This is a genomic window from Pseudomonas juntendi (assembly GCF_009932375.1).
Lineage (GTDB): Bacteria > Pseudomonadota > Gammaproteobacteria > Pseudomonadales > Pseudomonadaceae > Aquipseudomonas > Aquipseudomonas juntendi.
Genome location: NZ_BLJG01000085.1, coordinates 1 through 17,357 on the forward strand (window position 1 = coordinate 1; position 17,357 = coordinate 17,357).

Sequence of the window (17,357 nt, forward strand, 5' to 3'; positions counted from 1 at the left end):
GCGAGACGGCCAGCCGCGCCTGACCCCGCCACCGGACCTGACCCAGGCGCTGCTGAATCTGTTGAACAATGCGGCCGATGCCTGCCCCGATGACCTTGAAGTGCGCCTTGACTGGGACGCTCAGGATATCGTGATCAGCATCCGCGACCATGGCCCTGGCGTGCCGCCGGCCATTGCCGAAGCCATCGGCAAACCCTTCATTACCACCAAGGGCAAAGGTTTCGGCCTGGGCCTGTTCTTGAGCAAGGCCAGCGTGACCCGTGCGGGCGGTTCGGTAAAACTTTATAGTCATGAGCAGGGTGGCACCCTGACCGAACTGCGCCTGCCCTATGGCAAGCGAGGAGATGAATGATGAGCGATGAAAACCAGGTCGAGAGCGAAGAGCTGCCGCACCTGCTGCTGGTGGATGACGATGCCACCTTCACCCGGGTCATGGCGCGCGCCATGGGCCGTCGCGGGTTCCGCGTGAGCATTGCCGGTTCCGCCGAAGAGGGCTTGATCCTGGCCCAGCAGGACCTGCCGGACTACGCCACGCTGGACTTGAAGATGGACGGCGACTCCGGCCTGGTGCTGCTGCCCAAGCTGCTGGAGCTGGACCCGGAAATGCGCGTGGTGATCCTGACCGGTTATTCGAGCATTGCCACAGCGGTGGAGGCGGTCAAGCGCGGCGCCTGCAACTACCTGTGCAAACCGGCTGATGCCGACGACGTGCTGGCGGCGTTGCTGTCGGAGCACACCGACCTGGACGCGTTGGTGCCGGAAAACCCGATGTCGGTCGACCGCCTGCAGTGGGAGCATATCCAGCGTGTGCTGACCGAGCACGATGGCAATATTTCGGCCACCGCACGGGCGCTGGGCATGCACCGGCGGACCTTGCAGCGCAAACTGCAGAAGCGTCCGGTTCGGCGCTGATTCATATTGCCTGTACCGGCCTCATCGCTGGCAAGCTGGCGATAGGGCCGGTGTGGACAGAAATTCATCTGTAACACCCCGCGATCCCCGCAAATCCCGGCTGTTGGCGTATCATTGCCACCTGACGGCAACCCCTCCAGGATCGCTAGCGCATGCTCGCCCTTCTCATCCAGACGCTGAATATCACGGCACCGGTTTTCGCCATGCTGTTCATGGGCGTGCTGCTCAAACGCATTCGCCTGATCGACGACAACTTTAACCAGGTCGCTTCGCAGCTGGTGTTCAACGTGTGCATGCCGGCCCTGCTGTTCCTGGGCATCTACCACGCTGACCTGGCTACGGCGGTCCAGCCCGGGGTCATCCTGTACTTCATCGCAGCGACCCTGATCGGCTTCGCCCTTGCCTGGGGCATGGCTATCTGGCGCAGCCCCATGGCCGATCGCGGTATCTATGCCCAAGGCGCCTTTCGCGGCAACAACGGCGTCATTGGCCTGGCCTTGGCCGCCAGCCTGTACGGGGACTATGGTATTTCCCTGGGGGCGGTACTCGCCGGCGTGGTCATCCTCATGTACAACTCGCTGTCCGCGGTGGTGCTGGCGGTGTACAGCCCGGACCTCAAGTCCGACCCCTGGAGCATCTGCAAGAGCATTTTCAGCAACCCGCTGATCATCAGCGTATTGGTGGCCACCCCGATGGCCTACGGCCAGGTGCCGCTGCCCAACTGGCTGCTCACTTCAAGCGACTACCTGGCGCAGATGACCCTGCCACTGGCGCTTATCTGTATCGGCGGCACCCTGTCGCTGGCGGCTCTGCGCGACAGCGGCCGCCTGGCCATCGATGCCAGCCTGGTGAAGATGGTGTGGTTACCGCTGCTCGGCACCCTGGGTGCCTGGCTGTGTGGTTTTCGCGGTGCCGAGCTGGGCATCCTGTTCCTGTACATCGGTAGCCCGACGGCGGCCGCCAGCTACGTGATGGCGCGCGCGGCCAACGGCAACCACCAATTGGCGGCGTCGATCATCGTGATCACCACGTTGATGGCAGCAATCACCACCAACATTGGTATTTTCATCTTGCAGTGGGGCGGATGGATCTAGATCCTTGACTGCAAACAACAGCAACAACACTGCCTCACTGAGCTAAAGGACACTTCATGCAAGACCAGAGCACGCCCGAGCGGTTACAGCGCGGGCTGAAGAATCGCCACATCCAGCTGATTGCGCTGGGTGGGGCCATCGGTACCGGGCTGTTCCTGGGCATCGCCCAGACCATCCAGCTGGCTGGCCCATCGGTACTGCTGGGTTACGCCATCGCCGGCCTGATGGCCTTCCTGATCATGCGCCAGCTGGGTGAAATGGTGGTGGAAGAGCCGGTTGCCGGTAGCTTCAGCCATTTTGCCCACCAGTACTGGAGCGAGTTCGCCGGTTTCGTCTCGGGCTGGAACTACTGGGTGGTGTACGTGCTGGTCGGCATGGCCGAGCTCACGGCTGTTGGTATCTACGTGCAGTACTGGTGGCCGGAATTCCCGACCTGGGCCACTGCGGCGATCTTTTTCGTGGTGATCAACCTGATCAACCTTACCCAGGTAAAGGTCTATGGCGAAATGGAGTTCTGGTTCGCCTTGGTCAAGGTGGTGGCCATTGTCAGCATGATCGGCTTCGGTGCCTGGTTGCTGAGCAGCGGGCAGGGCGGCGCCGATGCCAGCGTAGCCAACCTGTGGCAGTACGGCGGGTTCTTCCCCAATGGCGTCAGCGGCCTGGTGATGGCGTTGGCGGTGATCATGTTCTCGTTCGGCGGCCTGGAGCTGGTGGGCATTACCGCTGCCGAGGCCGACAACCCGCGCCAGAGCATTCCCAAGGCCACCAACCAGGTGGTGTACCGTATCCTCATTTTCTACATCGGCGCGCTGGCCGTGCTGCTGTCGTTGTACCCGTGGCAGAAGGTGGTGCAAGGCGGTAGCCCGTTCGTGATGATCTTCCACGAACTGGACAGCGACCTGGTGGCCACCATTCTCAACATTGTGGTGCTTACCGCGGCGCTGTCGGTGTACAACAGCTGCGTGTATGCCAACAGCCGCATGCTGTTCGGCCTGGCCAGCCAGGGCGATGCGCCGCGCCAGTTGCTGAAGGTCAGCCGCAGCGGCGTGCCCCTGACCGCACTGGGGGTATCGGCGTTCGCCACCGGCTTGTGCGTAGTGATCAATTACCTGATGCCGGGTGAGGCCTTTGGCTTGTTGATGGCCCTGGCGGTATCGGCGCTGGTGATCAACTGGGCGAGCATCAGCATCACCCACCTGAAGTTCCGCAAAGCCAAGCTGGCCGCGGGCATCACCCCGTTCTACAAGAGCCTGGGGCACCCGCTGACCAACTACCTGTGCCTGGCATTCATCGTGTTGATCCTGGTGGTGATGTACCTGACCCCGCCGATTCGCATTTCAGTGATGCTGATACCGGCATGGATTGCCGCGCTGTGGGTGGCCTTCAAGCTGAAGAAGGCTCGCCAGGCGAAGTACTGAGTCAGGCTTGTGCGTGAGGGGCAGGCCGCCAGCCTTTCGCCGCCTGGTGGCCCTGGCGCGTCGCCTATCCATGCCCCTCAATGCTGCCGCCGCCAGGCGCGCACGGTGGTGTACAGCAGCACCAGGGCCAGTACCGGCAGCACGTAGAACAGCATCAGCCGCTCAAGGCGGCCGGCCAGTGGCAGCCCCATGGTGAAGGCCGCGACGTGCAGGCCATAAGCCAGGTACAGGCACAGGAAAACCAGCCCTTCGGCGCGGGTAATGCGGTAGCCGGAATAGAACACCGGCATACTCAGTACGGCAACGCCGAGCATCACGGGCAGGTCGAACGACAGTGCATTGGGTGAAATCGACAGCGGCTGTGGGGTCACCAGTGCGGTCAGGCCCAGCACCGCCAGCAGGTTGAACAGGTTGCTGCCAATGACCGTGCCCACGGCGATCTCCCGCTCGCCCCGCAGGGCCGCAATCAAGGCGGCGGCCAATTCCGGCAGGGAGGTGCACACAGCGACCACGGTCAGCCCGATGACGCGCTCGGACAGGCCCAGGTCGGTGGCCACCTCGACGGCGGCTTCAAGCAGCAAGTGGCCTGCCAGGGTCAACAGGCCCAGGCCGAACAGCACCTGCAGCACGGTGGCTGGCCAGAAGCGCCCGGCGCAGGCCTGGGCGGCATCGGGGGCAGGGTAGGTGCGTGCGTAATGGCGCGACTGGTGCCAGAGCATGGCCAGGTAGCCGGCCAGGCCCAGCAACAGCAACCCACCTTCGAACCGGCCCAGCTGGCCGTTGGCGCACAGTGCGTAGACCAGGCCGCTGGCGAGGATCATCAGCGGTATGTCCAGGCGTACCAACTGGCGCGAAACCCGCAGTGGAATGATCAATGCGGCCAGGCCGAGCACTACCAGCACATTGAAGATATTGCTGCCGACCACGCTGCCGACCGCCACGTCCGGCGCGCCCTGGTAGGCCGCCTGCAGGCTGACGGTCAACTGTGGTGCGGTGCTGCCGAAGGCGACCAGGCTCAGGCCGATGATCAGCGGGCGCACATGCAGGCGCTGCGCCAGGCGCAGGGCTGCGCGCACCAGCAGTTCGGCGCCGCCTACCAGCAACAGCAGGGCTGTGCCCAGTTGCAGCAGGCTGAAGGTGGGAAGGGTGGCCAAGTCGAAAATGGTCGAACTCCTGTCGCGTCAGTCGCTAAGCCCTTGTACCCGCACCCGCGCTGTGCCGCTACGCAGCATGCCGATTTTTTCGGCGGCGGCGCGTGACAGGTCGATCAGCCGGCCGCGGGTATGCGGGCCACGGTCGTTGATGCGTACCACCACACTGCGCTGGTTGGCCATGTTGGTCACCAGAACGCGGCTGCCAAACGGCAGGCTGCGGTGGGCGGCGGTAAGGCCGTGCTGGTTGAACGGTTCGCCGCTGGCGGTGCGTTTGCCGTGGTGGCGCGAGCCGTAATAGGAAGCGGTGCCGGTCTGGTCGTAACCGCGTGGGTCGATGTCATGGCTGGCGCAGCCGGCCAGGAACGAAAACAGGGCGAGGGTGCCGAGGGATCGTTTTAGCAAGTCAGGTGCTCTCCTAGTGCGACGCTCCCACAGGTCGGCGCTGTACCTGTGGGAGCGGGCATGCCCGCGAACGAGGGCGAAGCCCTCGCAGGACTACAGGGATAAAACAATCACCCTTCGAGCTTGGCCTTGAGCATTTGGTTCACCTGCCCCGGGTTGGCCTTGCCTTTGGAGGCTTTCATGGCCTGGCCGACGAAGAAGCCGAACATCTTGCCACGCTTGGCTTCATCGGCCGCGCGGTACTGTTCCACCTGCTCGGCATTGGCGGCCAGCATTTCGTCGAGCATCTTCTCGATTGCGCCGGTGTCGGTGACCTGCTTCAGGCCTTTGCTTTCGATGATGCTGTCGGCATCGCCTTCACCGCCAGCCATGGCTTCGAACACGGTCTTGGCGATCTTGCCGCTGATGGTGTTATCGCGGATGCGCAGCAGCATGCCACCCAGTTGCGCAGCGCTGACCGGTGCCTGGTCGATCTCCACGCCCAGCTTGTTCAGCAGGCTCCCCAGTTCGACCATGACCCAGTTGGCGGCCAGCTTGGCGTCACCGCCAATTTTCACCACTTCTTCGAAATAGTCTGCCTGTTCGCGGCTGGAGGCCAGCACGTTGGCATCGTAGGCCGACAGGCCATACTGGCGCTGGAAGCGCTCGACCTTCTGCGGCGGCAGCTCGGGCAGGGCAGCGCGGATGCTGTCGAGGTAGCTGTCTTCGATAACGACCGGCAGCAGGTCCGGGTCGGGGAAGTAACGGTAGTCGTTGGCTTCCTCTTTGCTGCGCATGGAACGGGTTTCATCTTTGTTCGGGTCGTACAGGCGGGTTTCCTGCACCACCTTGCCGCCATCCTCGATCAGGTCGATCTGGCGTTGGATTTCGCTGTTGATGGCACGTTCGATGAAGCGGAACGAGTTGACGTTCTTGATCTCGCAGCGGGTACCGAATTCGGCCTGGCCTTTCGGACGGATCGACACGTTGCAGTCGCAACGCAGCGAGCCCTCGGCCATGTTGCCGTCGCAGATGCCCAGGTAGCGCACCAGTGCGTGGATCGCCTTGACGTACGCCACGGCCTCCTTGGCGCTGCGCATGTCAGGCTCGGACACGATCTCCAGCAGCGGTGTGCCGGCGCGGTTCAGGTCAATGCCGGTAGAGCCGCTGAAGTCTTCGTGCAGGCTTTTGCCTGCGTCTTCTTCCAGGTGCGCGCGGGTGACCCCGATGCGCTTGATGGTGCCGTCTTCCAGGGCGATGTCCAGGTGGCCCTTGCCGACGATCGGCAGGTCCATCTGGCTGATCTGGTAGCCCTTGGGCAGGTCCGGGTAGAAGTAGTTCTTGCGCGCGAACACGTTGCGCTTGCCGATCTCGGCATCGATGGCCAGGCCGAACATGCAGGCCATGCGCACGGCTTCCTGGTTCAGCACCGGCAAAACGCCCGGCATGCCCAGGTCAACCAGGCTGGCCTGGGTATTCGGCTCGGAGCCGAAGGTGGTAGCGCTGCCGGAGAAGATCTTCGACTGGGTGGCGAGCTGAGTGTGGATTTCCAGCCCGATCACAACTTCCCATTGCATGTGTGAACTCCTCAGAAGCCGTTGGGGGCACGGGTGTGCCAGTCGGTCACTTGCTGGTAGCGGTGCGCGACGTTGAGCAACCGGCCTTCCTGGAAGTACGGCGCCAGCAGCTGTACGCCGACCGGCAGGCCGTCGACGAAGCCCGCGGGCATCGACAGGCCCGGCAGGCCCGCCAGGTTGGCGGTGATGGTGTAGATGTCTTCGAGGTAGGCGGCGACCGGGTCGCTGCTCTTGGCGCCCAGCTTCCAGGCCGGGTTAGGCGTGGTCGGGCCAAGGATCAGGTCAACCTCGTTGAAGGCGGCCATGAAGTCGTTCTTGATCAGGCGGCGGATCTGTTGCGCCTTCACGTAGTACGCGTCGTAGTAGCCGGCCGACAGGGCGTAGGTGCCGACCATGATGCGGCGCTGGACTTCAACGCCGAAACCTTCGCCACGCGAACGCTTGTACAGGTCGGTCAGGTCTTTGGGCGCCTCGCAGCGGTAGCCGAAGCGCACACCGTCGAAACGCGACAGGTTGGACGAGGCCTCGGCAGGTGCGATCACGTAGTACGCGGCAATGGCGTGCTGCATGTTCGGCAGGCTGATTTCCTTGACCACGGCACCGAGCTTTTCCAGCTCCTTGACGCTGGCCTGCACCAGGTCGGCAATGCGTGGGTCCAGGCCTGCACCGAAGTACTCCTTGGGCAGGCCGATGCGCAGGCCCTGCAAGGAGGCGCCGAGGTTGGCGCTGTAGTCCGGCACCGGCTCCTCGATGCTGGTGGAGTCCTTGGCGTCGAAGCCGGCCATGCCTTGCAGCAGCAAGGCGCAGTCTTCGGCGGTGCGCGCCAGTGGGCCACCCTGGTCGAGGCTGGAAGCGTAGGCGATCATGCCCCAGCGCGAAACACGACCGTACGTCGGTTTCAGGCCGGTGAGGTTGGTCAGCGCCGCCGGCTGGCGGATCGACCCGCCGGTGTCGGTGCCGGTGGTGGCTGGCAGCAGGCGCGCCGCCACGGCCGCGGCAGAGCCGCCGGACGAGCCGCCTGGCACGTGTTCCAGGTTCCAGGGGTTCTTCACCGCGCCGTAGTGGCTGGATTCGTTGGCCGAACCCATGGCGAACTCGTCCATGTTGGTCTTGCCCAGGGTGACCATGCCGGCTTCGGCCAGCTTGGCGACCACGGTGGCGTCATACGGCGCCTTGAAGTTGTCGAGCATCTTCGAGCCGCAGCTGGTGCGCACGCCGTTGGTGCAGAACAGGTCCTTGTGGGCGATGGGCGCACCCAGCAGCGCGCCGGTCTCGCCAGCGGCGCGACGGGCGTCGGCGGCACGCGCCTGGCCCAGGGCCAGTTCGTCGGTGACGCTGATGAAGCTGTTGAGCTGTGGGTCGAGCTGCTTGATGCGCGCCAGCAGCGCGCCGGTCAGCTCTTCGGAAGAAAACGACTTGTCGGCGAGTCCGCGGGCGATCTCGGCCAGGGTCAATTGGTGCATGGCAGGCTCTATCCCTTACTCGATGACTTTGGGAACCAGGTACAGACCGCTTTCGGTCGATGGCGCGATGGCCTGGTAGGCGTCGCGCTGGTTGCTTTCGGTGACCTGGTCGGGACGCAGGCGCTGGCTGGCCTCCAGCGGGTGAGCCAGAGGCTCGATGCCAGTGGTGTCGACAGCTTGCATCTGGTCGACCAGCCCAAGAATGCTGTTGAGGGCGTCGGTAATGCGTGGCAGTTCGCCATCATTCAGGCCCAAGCGGGCCAGATGGGCGATCTTTTCCACGTCGCAGCGTTCAAGCGCCATGGGGATCTCCAAGGGAAACAAAGAACGGAATTTAGGTCCGCAGTGAGGAACATGTCAGCTTTTTGGCGGTCTAACAGCCGCGAATTTCTGCTGGCGTGCTCGGAAAAACAGCCAATTTAACATATTGGCTCCTTGCCCAAAATCCCTGCCATTGTTAGAGTTTGCCGCACTTTTTTACCCACGCTTTCCCCAGGGTCACTTTCCCATGTTCAAGAAACTGCGTGGCATGTTTTCCAGCGATCTTTCCATCGACCTGGGTACTGCCAACACCCTTATTTACGTGCGTGAGCGCGGTATCGTCCTGAATGAGCCCTCGGTTGTTGCCATCCGTACCCATGGCAACCAGAAAAGCGTCGTCGCCGTCGGTACCGAAGCCAAACGCATGCTGGGCCGTACGCCTGGCAACATTGCAGCCATTCGTCCGATGAAGGACGGCGTGATCGCCGACTTCAGCGTTTGCGAAAAAATGTTGCAATATTTCATCAACAAGGTTCACGAGAACAGCTTCCTGCAGCCAAGCCCGCGCGTGCTGATCTGCGTACCGTGCAAATCGACCCAGGTAGAGCGCCGCGCCATTCGCGAGTCGGCCCTGGGTGCCGGCGCCCGGGAAGTGTTCCTGATCGAAGAGCCAATGGCTGCCGCCATCGGTGCCGGCCTGCCGGTAGAAGAGGCCCGCGGTTCGATGGTCGTCGATATCGGTGGCGGCACCACCGAAATCGCCCTGATCTCGCTCAACGGTGTGGTCTACGCCGAGTCCGTGCGTGTTGGCGGTGACCGCTTCGACGAAGCCATCGTGACCTACGTGCGCCGCAACTACGGCAGCCTGATCGGCGAGTCCACCGCCGAGCGCATCAAGCAGGAAATCGGCACTGCCTACCCGGGCGGTGAAGTGCGCGAAGTCGACGTGCGTGGCCGTAACCTGGCCGAAGGCGTGCCGCGTGCCTTCACCCTGAACTCCAACGAAGTGCTCGAAGCGCTGCAGGAGTCGCTGGCGACCATCGTTCAGGCAGTGAAGAGCGCCCTCGAGCAATCGCCGCCCGAGCTGGCCTCCGACATCGCCGAGCGTGGCCTGGTGTTGACCGGTGGTGGTGCGCTGCTGCGTGACCTCGACAAGCTGCTGGCCCAGGAAACCGGCCTGCCGGTGATCGTCGCCGAAGACCCGCTGACCTGTGTCGCCCGTGGCGGTGGTCGCGCCCTGGAGATGATGGACAAGCACGCGATGGACCTGCTCTCCAGCGAGTGATCCTGCTCGCGGTTCATGAGCGCCCGGTTTACAGGTAGTACGCACAGTGCTACCTGTATGTGCTGGGCTGGCGCCCACACGGGCGCCGTATCCGTCAACCCGCAACCAGGCTGGTGCGTTGTCCCATGTCCAATGACCTCCTGAGTCGTCCACGAGGAACGGCCCATTAAACCGCTTTTCTCCAAGGGCCCTTCGCTGGGCGTTCGCCTGCTCGTTCTGGTGGTGCTGTCAGTCGCGTTGATGGTTGTCGACGCGCGCTTCGACGTGCTCAAACCGGTGCGCAGCCAGATGGGCCTGGTGCTGATGGAGTCGTACTGGATCACCGACTTGCCGCAGCGTGCCTGGCAGGGCGTGGCGGGCCAGTTCGGTAGCCGCACCGAACTGATTGCCGAAAACGAGAAGCTCAAGACCGAGGCCCTGCTGCTGCAGGGGCGCCTGCAGAAGCTGGCGGCCCTGACTGAGCAGAACGTGCGCCTGCGCGAACTGCTCAACTCCTCGGCGCTGGTCAACGAAAAGGTCGAAGTGGCCGAGCTGATCGGGGTCGACCCCAACCCCTTCACGCACCGTATCCTGATCAACAAGGGCGAGCGTGACGGCGTGTTCCTTGGCCAGCCGGTGCTCGATGCCCGGGGCCTGATGGGGCAGGTGGTCGAGTTGATGCCCTATACCTCGCGGGTTCTGCTGCTGACCGACACCACCCACAGCATTCCGGTGCAGGTCAACCGCAATGGCTTGCGCGCGATCGCCAGCGGTACCGGTAACCCCGAGCGCCTGGAATTGCGCCATGTGGCCGATACCGCCGACATCAAGGAAGGCGACCTGCTGGTCAGTTCCGGCATGGGCCAGCGCTTCCCGGCCGGCTACCCGGTGGCCACCGTCAATGAAGTGATCCACGACTCCGGCCAGCCGTTCGCTATCGTGCGTGCCATCCCCACCGCCGCGCTCAACCGCAGCCGCTACATGCTGCTGGTGTTCAGTGACCGGCGCACCCCAGAGCAGCGTGCCACCGATGCTGCCATGGCCCAGGAAGAAGCCGACCGCAAGGGCACCGCGCCCGCCGGCCAGCCAGCCACAACCGGCGAGCAGGCCGCACCGGCCACGGGTACCCCTGCAGCGCCGGCCAGCCCGGCCACGCCAACGGCCCCGGCCGCGCAGCCTGCGGCCCCAAGTGCTGCCCCGGCGGCAGCGCCGGCTGCCCCCGCCCACACCCGGAGACAATGATGGCTGCATCGCGCCGCAACAACGGCTGGGTGATCTGGCTGACTTTCGCCATCGGCCTGCTGCTCAGCGTCTCGCCCATGCCGCAGTTCATGGAAGTGTTCCGGCCTATGTGGCTGGCCTTGCTGGTTTCGTTCTGGACCCTGGCCATGCCGCACAAGGTGGGCATGACCACAGCGTTCGTGCTGGGCCTGGCCGAGGATGTGCTGTACGGCACCTTGCTGGGGCAGAACGCACTAATCCTTACCCTGATCACCTTCCTGGTGCTGTCCTTGCAGCAGCGCCTGCGCATGTTCCCCATGTGGCAGCAAAGCCTGGTCATTCTGGTGATCTTCGGCATTGCCCAGCTGATCCAGCTGTGGCTTAGCGCCCTGACCGGCAACCGTCTGCCCACCCTGGCATTGGTCTGGTCGGCGGTGATCAGCGCCTTGCTCTGGCCGTGGATCAGTTTCGCCCTGCGCGACCTGCGTCGCCGCTTGCGTATCAACTGACGGCGATGCGCCGCTGACAGGGAGATGTCTGCATGAACCCGCTTTACCTGGCCTCCGGCTCGCCTCGCCGCCGTGAATTGCTGACCCAGATCGGCGTGCCGTTCAGCGTCATCAGCGCCCCCATCGACGAAACCCCGCTGGCCGATGAAAGCGCCCAGGCTTACGTCGAGCGTCTGGCCCGGGCCAAGGCTGCCGCCGGCCTGGCCTGCCTCGCCCACCCCGACAACGCCACGGCCCCCGAGCGCCGTGCTGTGGTGCTTGGTGCAGACACGGCAGTGGTGCTCGAGGGGCGTATTCTGGGTAAACCGCAAAGCCGCGACGATGCCTTGGCCATGCTGGCTGATCTGGCTGGCCGCGAGCACCAGGTGCTGACCGCCGTCGCTTTGACCGATGGCCTGCGCGTGCGCAGCCTGTGCGTGGCCAGCAGCGTGCATTTTCGCCCGATCGGTGCCGACGAAGCGCAACGTTACTGGGCCAGCGGCGAGCCGGCGGACAAGGCAGGCGGTTATGCCATCCAGGGCCTGGGTGCGGTGTTCGTCACCGGCCTGGCCGGCAGCTATTCGGCAGTGGTCGGTTTGCCGCTGTGTGAAACCGCAGAATTGCTCGGCCAGTTTGGCATTGCCTGCTGGCAGCCGCTCGTGCCTGCAACAGAGGTAACAAACCCGCGGTAGCCAGCTCTGCCTTCGCCATCCATCATTACAAGAAACTTTTGACGAGAGCCTGCCATGAGTGAAGAGATCCTGATCAACATCACCCCGATGGAGTCACGCGTGGCGGTGGTGGAAAACGGGGTGCTGCAGGAAGTGCACGTCGAGCGCACTCAGCGCCGTGGCATCGTCGGCAATATCTACAAGGGCAAGGTGGTGCGTGTGCTGCCAGGCATGCAGGCCGCCTTCGTCGACATTGGCCTGGAACGCGCGGCGTTCATCCATGCTTCGGAAATTTCCCAGCGCGAAGGCTCGGCGGTCGAGAACATCACGGCGCTGGTGCACGAGGGCCAGGCGCTGGTGGTACAAGTGACCAAGGACCCGATTGGCACCAAAGGCGCGCGCCTGACCACGCAGTTGTCGATCCCTTCGCGTTATCTGGTGTACATGCCGCGCAGCAGCCACGTTGGCATTTCCCTGAAGATCGAAGATGAAGCCGAGCGTGAGCGCCTCAAGCAGGTGGTCAGCAACTGCATGGAGAGCGAGAACATCAAGGATGCCGGCGGGTTCATCCTGCGCACTGCCGCCGAAGGCGCACGGGCCGAGGAAATCCTGCAGGACATCCGCTACCTGCGCCGCCTGTGGGAGCAAATCGGCAGCCAGATCAAGACCTGCGGTGCACCGACGGTCATCTACGAAGACCTGGGCCTGGCCCTGCGAACCCTGCGGGACCTGGTCAACCCGAAGATCGAGAAGATCCGCATCGACTCGCGGGAAACCTTCCAGAAAACCATGCAGTTCGTGAGCGAACTCATGCCGGAAATCGCCGACCGCCTCGAGCACTACCCTGGCGAGCGGCCGATCTTCGATCTGTACGGCGTCGAGGACGAAATACAGCGTGCGCTGGAGCGCAAGGTGCCGCTCAAGTCGGGTGGCTATCTGGTGGTGGACCCGGCCGAGGCGATGACCACCATCGACGTCAACACCGGGGCTTTCGTCGGGCATCGCAACCTTGAAGAAACCATCTTCAAGACCAACCTCGAGGCCGCTACCGCCATCGCCCGGCAGCTGCGCCTGCGCAACATCGGCGGCATCATCATCATCGACTTCATCGACATGGAAGATGAAGAGCACCAGCGCCAGGTTCTGCGCACCCTGGAAAAACAGCTGGAACGCGACCATGCCAAGACCAACATCATCGGCATCACTGAGCTGGGCCTGGTGCAGATGACCCGCAAGCGCACGCGCGAAAGCCTGGAGCAGGTGCTGTGCGAGCCCTGCCTGGCTTGCCAGGGGCGTGGCAAGCTGAAAACCCCCGAGACCATCTGTTACGAAATTTTCCGCGAGATCCTGCGTGAGGCCCGTGCTTACCAGGCCGAAGGCTACCGTGTGCTGGCCAACCAGAAGGTGGTTGACCGCCTGCTGGACGAAGAGTCGGGCAACGTTGCCGAACTGGAAGCCTTCATCGGTAGAACCATTCGCTTCCAGGTCGAGTCGATGTATTCGCAGGAACAATACGACGTGGTGCTGCTCTGAGGCCCTCAGCAACACGTCGCTGCCTCGTCGCGCTGGCGAAACCCGTGCGACGGGCCATCATGGATAAACGACTTGGAGGGCCACGGCCATGGGACGTCTGACCCGCGTTCTTGTTGCCTTGACCCGCTGGGGGCTGGGCATATGCGCCTTGTTGGCGATATTGGTGGCGCTGTATGTCAGCCTCGGCCGTGCATTGATACCCCTGGTAGCCGAGTACCGTGCCGACGTGCAGAGCAAGGCCGAGCAAGCGCTTGGCATGCCGGTACATGTGGGCGCCCTGGAGGGGCGCTGGAGCGGCCTGGCGCCGGTATTGCGGGTGCGCGACCTGCAACTGGGCGAAGGTGCCAAGGCGTTGCGCCTGGATGAGGTCATGGTCGTGCCTGATGTATGGGCCAGCCTGCTGGCGCGTGAGGTACGCCTGTCGCGTATCCAGCTCGGTGGCCTGCAATTGATCGTGCGCGAGAACGGGCAGGGCGCCTGGAACCTCGAGGGCCTGCCGCAGCAGGACGATACGCCGCTGAACCCTGCCGAGTTGCTGCAGCGCCTGCGCCAACTGGGCCGCGTCGATGTGTTCGACAGCCAGGTCACCTTGCACCCGTGGCAGCGTGACCCGCTGACCCTGACGTATGTGAGTGCCGGCTTGCAGGCCGGCCCCTCGCGGCAGGCCCTGGACCTGCGGGCGACGCTGCCCGATGGCCAGCCCCTGGCGATGAACCTGCGCAGTCGTGTTTCTGCCGAGGCTTGGCGTGACGGCCAGGTCGAGGCCTACCTGAGCCTGCCGCAAAGCGACTGGTCGCAGTGGTTGCCGCCCAGCCTGCTGGGCCAATGGCATGCCGACGCACTGCGTGCAGGCGGCGAGTTCTGGGTCGATTGGGGCAAGGGGCAGTTGCAGAAGGCCGTGGTGCGGCTCAATGCCCCTGAGCTCAAAGGCGCCTACAGCGGGCGCAAGGCCGCCATGTTGAGCAACCTGGCCATGGGCGCCTGGTTCCAGCGCCGGGACCAGGGCTTCGACGTTGTGGTCGACTCGCTGGCCATGGACCTCGGTAAAAGCCGTTGGGAGACGCACCTGCAGGTGCAGCAGCGCCCCGGTGAGCAGTCGGCCGATGAGAGCTGGCAGGTGCAGGCCGATCGGCTCGACCTCACGCCCCTGACCCCGCTGATCGAGGCCCTGGCACCGCTACCCGACGCGGCCATGGCGGCGGTCACTGGCCTGAAGGTGACCGGTGGTCTGCGCAACGTGCGGCTGCAGGCCCGGCCCAAGGCCGAAGGCGACCAGCGCCTGCAGTTCGAGGCCAACCTGGACAAGGTCGGTTTCAATGCTTATCACAGTGCCCCGGCTGCGGGTAACGTCAGCGGCAGTATCAGTGGCGACCTGGGCCACGGCGAGCTGCGCCTGGACACTGAAGCCTTCATGCTGCACTTGTACCCGATCTTCGCCAAACCCTGGCACTACCAGAAGGCCAACGCGCGCTTGACCTGGGTGCTGGACAAGCAGGGCTTCACCCTTGTCGCGCCCTACCTGAAGGTGCTGGGCGAAGAAGGCAAGATTGCCGGCGATTTCCTGATTCGCCTGCTGTTCGAGGAAGGCCGCGAGGACTACATGGACCTGCGCGTCGGCCTGACCGACGGCGATGGCCGGTATACCGCCAAGTATCTGCCCGAAGTGCTCAGCCCGGCCCTCGACGAGTGGCTGCGCAGCGCCATCGTCAAGGGCGCGGTGGACGAAGGCTATTTCCAGTACCAGGGCTCGCTGAACCATGGCGCGGCGCCAGAGGCACGCAGTATCAGCCTGTTCTTCAAGGTGCATGACGCCGCACTGGACTTCCAGCCGGGCTGGCCGCAAGTCCAGCATGTGGATGGCGACGTCTTCATCGAGGACAGCGGCGTGCGGGTCAAGGCCCGGCGGGGGGTGCTGCTGGACACCCAGGTCAGTGACGTCGACGTCGACATCCCGCATGTCGACGAGGGCCAGCAGAGCCACCTGTTCCTGACGGGCAATTTCGATGGCAGCCTGGGTGATGGCCTGAAGATCCTCAAGCAAGCGCCTATCGGCACCGGTGAGATCTTCGCCGATTGGGAGGGTGAAGGGCCGCTGAAGGGTAAGCTCAAGCTCGATATCCCGCTGGCTCACGGGCAGCGGCCCAAAGTGCAGGTAGACTTCGCCACCCATGACGCGCGCCTGAAGGTCGCCCCGCCCACCCTTGAGCTGAGCCGCTTGAAAGGTGACTTCAGCTTCGATTTCGACAAAGGCCTCAGCGGCAAGGGCATCAGCCTGCAGGCCTTCGGCAAGCCCGTCACGGCGCAGATAACGGCCGAGGGCCAACCCGGGCAGATGCAGACCCGCATCGATGCCAATGGCCAGGTAGCGCTCAAGGCGTTGACCGACTGGCTGCAGTTCAAGCAAGCCCTGCCGGCTTCCGGCGACCTGCCTTACCAGTTGCAACTGAGCCTGGGCAGCCGGGACAATCGTTTGAGCGTCAACTCCAGCCTCAAGGGGCTGGCGGTCGACTTGCCAGCGCCATTCGGCAAGGCGGCCGCGGAAACCCGCGACAGCCGCTTCAGCATGACGCTACAGGGCCCGGAGCGGCGTTTCGACGCCGGCTACGGTGACCTTGCCCGTGCTGCCTACGCCGCGCCGGCCGACAAGCTCGGCCAAGGCCGGGGCGAGTTGTTGCTGGGCACCGGTGACGCCCAATTGCCTGCTGCACAGGGCCTGCGCGTGCGTGGGCGCCTGGAAACGCTGGACCTGGCCCCTTGGCAAGAGCAGGCCTCACGGCTGGGCGGAGACGACCCAGGTGGCAGTGCGCGGCAGATGCTGCAAAGCGTGGACCTGAGCATTGGCCAGCTCAAGGCGTTTGGCACCGAGCTGAACCAGGCCCTGGTACGGTTGAGCCGAGGCGGCCCCGCCTGGGACCTGCGCCTCGACAGCCAGGAAGTCATCGGCGATGCCCGCGTGCCGGATGCCAAGGGTGCGCCGATGGTCGTGCGCCTGCAGACGCTGCGGCTTCCAGCGCCCAGCCCTGCGGAAAAACAAGCCCAGGAGCGCGCCGAAGATGGGCCGGACCCGCTTGCCACCTTCGACCCACGCAAAGTCCCGGCGCTGGACCTGAGCATCGACAAGCTGTACCGCGGTGACGACCTGTTCGGCAGCGCCTCGATCAAGCTGCGGCCTACTGCACGCGGGGTGGCCGCCAGCGATATCGCTCTTGACTTCAAGGGCCTGCGCATTGGCGGTGGTGGTGGCTGGGAAGGCGAAACGGGCAAGACCAGCAGCTGGTACAAAGGCCGCCTGCAAGGCAAGAACCTGGGCGACGTGCTCAAGGCCTGGGGCTTTGCCCCGACCGTCACCAGCCGCGACTTCCGCCTGGACGTGGACGGCCGCTGGCCAGGCTCGCCGGCTGCCGTCAGCCTGACGCGCTTCTCGGGCAGCATGGACGCGGCGTTGCGGTCTGGCCAGTTCGTCGAGGTCGATGGCAGTGCCCAGGCGTTGCGGGTCTTTGGCCTGCTCAACTTCAATTCGATTGGCCGACGCCTGCGGTTGGACTTCTCCGACCTGTTCGACAAAGGCCTGGCCTATGACCGGGTCAAAGGCCTGCTGGCGGCCAGCAATGGCGTGTACGTGACCCGCGAACCGATCACCATGACCGGCCCGTCGAGCAGCTTCGAGCTGGAGGGCACATTGGACCTGGTACGTGACCAGGTCAATGCCAACCTGCAGGTGAGCCTGCCGGTGACCAACAACCTGCCGCTGGCCGCGTTGATCGTGGGAGCGCCAGCCGTGGGCGGGGCGTTGTTCCTGGTCGACCGGCTGATCGGCGACCGCGTCTCGCGTTTTGCCAGCGTGCATTACCGTGTCGAAGGGCCGTGGAAAGAGCCTAGAATCACCTTTGTGAAACCCTTCGAGAAATAGTGCCAGGAGT

At 64.1% G+C, this 17,357-nt stretch carries 15 protein-coding genes; 10 read left to right on the forward strand and 5 right to left on the reverse strand.

Going from position 1 to position 17,357, the window contains the following annotated elements:
- The 4 genes from GYA94_RS12140 to GYA94_RS12155 all read left to right on the forward strand — a co-directional run.
- The coding region (locus tag GYA94_RS12140) for an ATP-binding protein (RefSeq protein ID WP_161892387.1) at positions 1-352 on the forward strand (352 nt) is incomplete at its 5' end.
- Complete coding sequence (locus GYA94_RS12145) at positions 352-912, forward strand: response regulator transcription factor (protein WP_110679317.1); 561 nt, start codon at positions 352-354, stop codon at positions 910-912. The genes GYA94_RS12140 and GYA94_RS12145, both read left to right, overlap by 1 nt.
- A gap of 152 nt (positions 913-1,064) precedes the next feature.
- Positions 1,065-2,006, forward strand: coding sequence for an AEC family transporter (locus GYA94_RS12150; protein ID WP_161892388.1), 942 nt, complete (start codon positions 1,065-1,067; stop codon positions 2,004-2,006).
- A gap of 56 nt (positions 2,007-2,062) precedes the next feature.
- Positions 2,063-3,424: an amino acid permease gene (locus GYA94_RS12155; protein WP_009685162.1), complete on the forward strand. Its 1,362-nt coding sequence runs from the start codon at positions 2,063-2,065 to the stop codon at positions 3,422-3,424.
- A gap of 77 nt (positions 3,425-3,501) precedes the next feature.
- On the opposite strand, the gene GYA94_RS12160 is transcribed toward GYA94_RS12155, so the two are convergent.
- The 5 genes from GYA94_RS12160 to gatC all read right to left on the reverse strand — a co-directional run bounded on the left by GYA94_RS12160 (position 3,502) and on the right by gatC (position 8,302).
- Positions 3,502-4,545: a calcium/sodium antiporter gene (locus GYA94_RS12160; RefSeq protein WP_161892396.1), complete on the reverse strand. Its 1,044-nt coding sequence runs from the start codon at positions 4,543-4,545 to the stop codon at positions 3,502-3,504.
- Between the two features lie 60 nt (positions 4,546-4,605).
- Entirely contained in the window at positions 4,606-4,980 is a 375-nt protein-coding gene (locus tag GYA94_RS12165) for a septal ring lytic transglycosylase RlpA family protein (RefSeq protein WP_054881438.1), read from the reverse strand.
- A 110-nt stretch (positions 4,981-5,090) separates the two neighbouring features.
- Entirely contained in the window at positions 5,091-6,536 is a 1,446-nt protein-coding gene (gene gatB, locus GYA94_RS12170; RefSeq protein WP_009685165.1) for an Asp-tRNA(Asn)/Glu-tRNA(Gln) amidotransferase subunit GatB, read from the reverse strand.
- A gap of 11 nt (positions 6,537-6,547) precedes the next feature.
- Positions 6,548-7,999, reverse strand: a complete 1,452-nt coding sequence (gene gatA / locus GYA94_RS12175; protein ID WP_054890020.1) for an Asp-tRNA(Asn)/Glu-tRNA(Gln) amidotransferase subunit GatA — start codon at positions 7,997-7,999, stop codon at positions 6,548-6,550.
- A gap of 15 nt (positions 8,000-8,014) precedes the next feature.
- Positions 8,015-8,302, reverse strand: coding sequence for an Asp-tRNA(Asn)/Glu-tRNA(Gln) amidotransferase subunit GatC (gene gatC, locus GYA94_RS12180; protein WP_003255165.1), 288 nt, complete (start codon positions 8,300-8,302; stop codon positions 8,015-8,017).
- Positions 8,303-8,507: 205 nt separating this feature from the next.
- Between gatC and mreB the strand changes: the two genes are divergently transcribed.
- The 6 genes from mreB (at position 8,508) to GYA94_RS12210 (ending at position 17,347) form a co-directional block, all read left to right on the forward strand.
- The gene (mreB, locus tag GYA94_RS12185; RefSeq protein WP_003255163.1) at positions 8,508-9,545 is read left to right on the forward strand and encodes a rod shape-determining protein MreB; all 1,038 of its coding nucleotides are present in this window, start codon (positions 8,508-8,510) and stop codon (positions 9,543-9,545) included.
- Between the two features lie 195 nt (positions 9,546-9,740).
- On the forward strand, positions 9,741-10,766 hold the full coding sequence (gene mreC / locus GYA94_RS12190; protein ID WP_154211449.1) for a rod shape-determining protein MreC: 1,026 nt from the start codon (positions 9,741-9,743) through the stop codon (positions 10,764-10,766).
- Positions 10,766-11,254 (forward strand): rod shape-determining protein MreD, encoded by a 489-nt coding sequence (gene mreD / locus GYA94_RS12195; protein ID WP_029885529.1) that lies wholly within the window; start codon positions 10,766-10,768, stop codon positions 11,252-11,254. Before mreC ends, mreD begins: the two co-directional genes overlap by 1 nt.
- Positions 11,255-11,286: 32 nt before the next feature.
- The gene (locus GYA94_RS12200) at positions 11,287-11,925 is read left to right on the forward strand and encodes a Maf family protein (protein WP_161892389.1); all 639 of its coding nucleotides are present in this window, start codon (positions 11,287-11,289) and stop codon (positions 11,923-11,925) included.
- A 54-nt stretch (positions 11,926-11,979) separates the two neighbouring features.
- Positions 11,980-13,437, forward strand: a complete 1,458-nt coding sequence (gene rng, locus GYA94_RS12205; protein ID WP_009683058.1) for a ribonuclease G — start codon at positions 11,980-11,982, stop codon at positions 13,435-13,437.
- Between the two features lie 88 nt (positions 13,438-13,525).
- Complete coding sequence (locus tag GYA94_RS12210; protein WP_161892390.1) at positions 13,526-17,347, forward strand: YhdP family protein; 3,822 nt, start codon at positions 13,526-13,528, stop codon at positions 17,345-17,347.
- Positions 17,348-17,357: the final 10 nt, after the last annotated feature.

What these genes read in the sequence shown, in the direction of transcription:
- GYA94_RS12145 (WP_110679317.1), top strand. Translation starts at nt 352, where the DNA reads ATGAGCGATGAAAACCAGGTCGAGAGCGAAGAGCTGCCGCACCTGCTG.
- GYA94_RS12150 (WP_161892388.1), top strand. Translation starts at nt 1,065, where the DNA reads ATGCTCGCCCTTCTCATCCAGACGCTGAATATCACGGCACCGGTTTTC.
- GYA94_RS12155 (WP_009685162.1), top strand. Translation starts at nt 2,063, where the DNA reads ATGCAAGACCAGAGCACGCCCGAGCGGTTACAGCGCGGGCTGAAGAAT.
- gatB (WP_009685165.1), bottom strand. Translation starts at nt 6,536, where the DNA reads ATGCAATGGGAAGTTGTGATCGGGCTGGAAATCCACACTCAGCTCGCC.
- gatA (WP_054890020.1), bottom strand. Translation starts at nt 7,999, where the DNA reads ATGCACCAATTGACCCTGGCCGAGATCGCCCGCGGACTCGCCGACAAG.
- gatC (WP_003255165.1), bottom strand. Translation starts at nt 8,302, where the DNA reads ATGGCGCTTGAACGCTGCGACGTGGAAAAGATCGCCCATCTGGCCCGC.
- mreB (WP_003255163.1), top strand. Translation starts at nt 8,508, where the DNA reads ATGTTCAAGAAACTGCGTGGCATGTTTTCCAGCGATCTTTCCATCGAC.
- mreD (WP_029885529.1), top strand. Translation starts at nt 10,766, where the DNA reads ATGGCTGCATCGCGCCGCAACAACGGCTGGGTGATCTGGCTGACTTTC.
- GYA94_RS12200 (WP_161892389.1), top strand. Translation starts at nt 11,287, where the DNA reads ATGAACCCGCTTTACCTGGCCTCCGGCTCGCCTCGCCGCCGTGAATTG.
- rng (WP_009683058.1), top strand. Translation starts at nt 11,980, where the DNA reads ATGAGTGAAGAGATCCTGATCAACATCACCCCGATGGAGTCACGCGTG.
- GYA94_RS12210 (WP_161892390.1), top strand. Translation starts at nt 13,526, where the DNA reads ATGGGACGTCTGACCCGCGTTCTTGTTGCCTTGACCCGCTGGGGGCTG.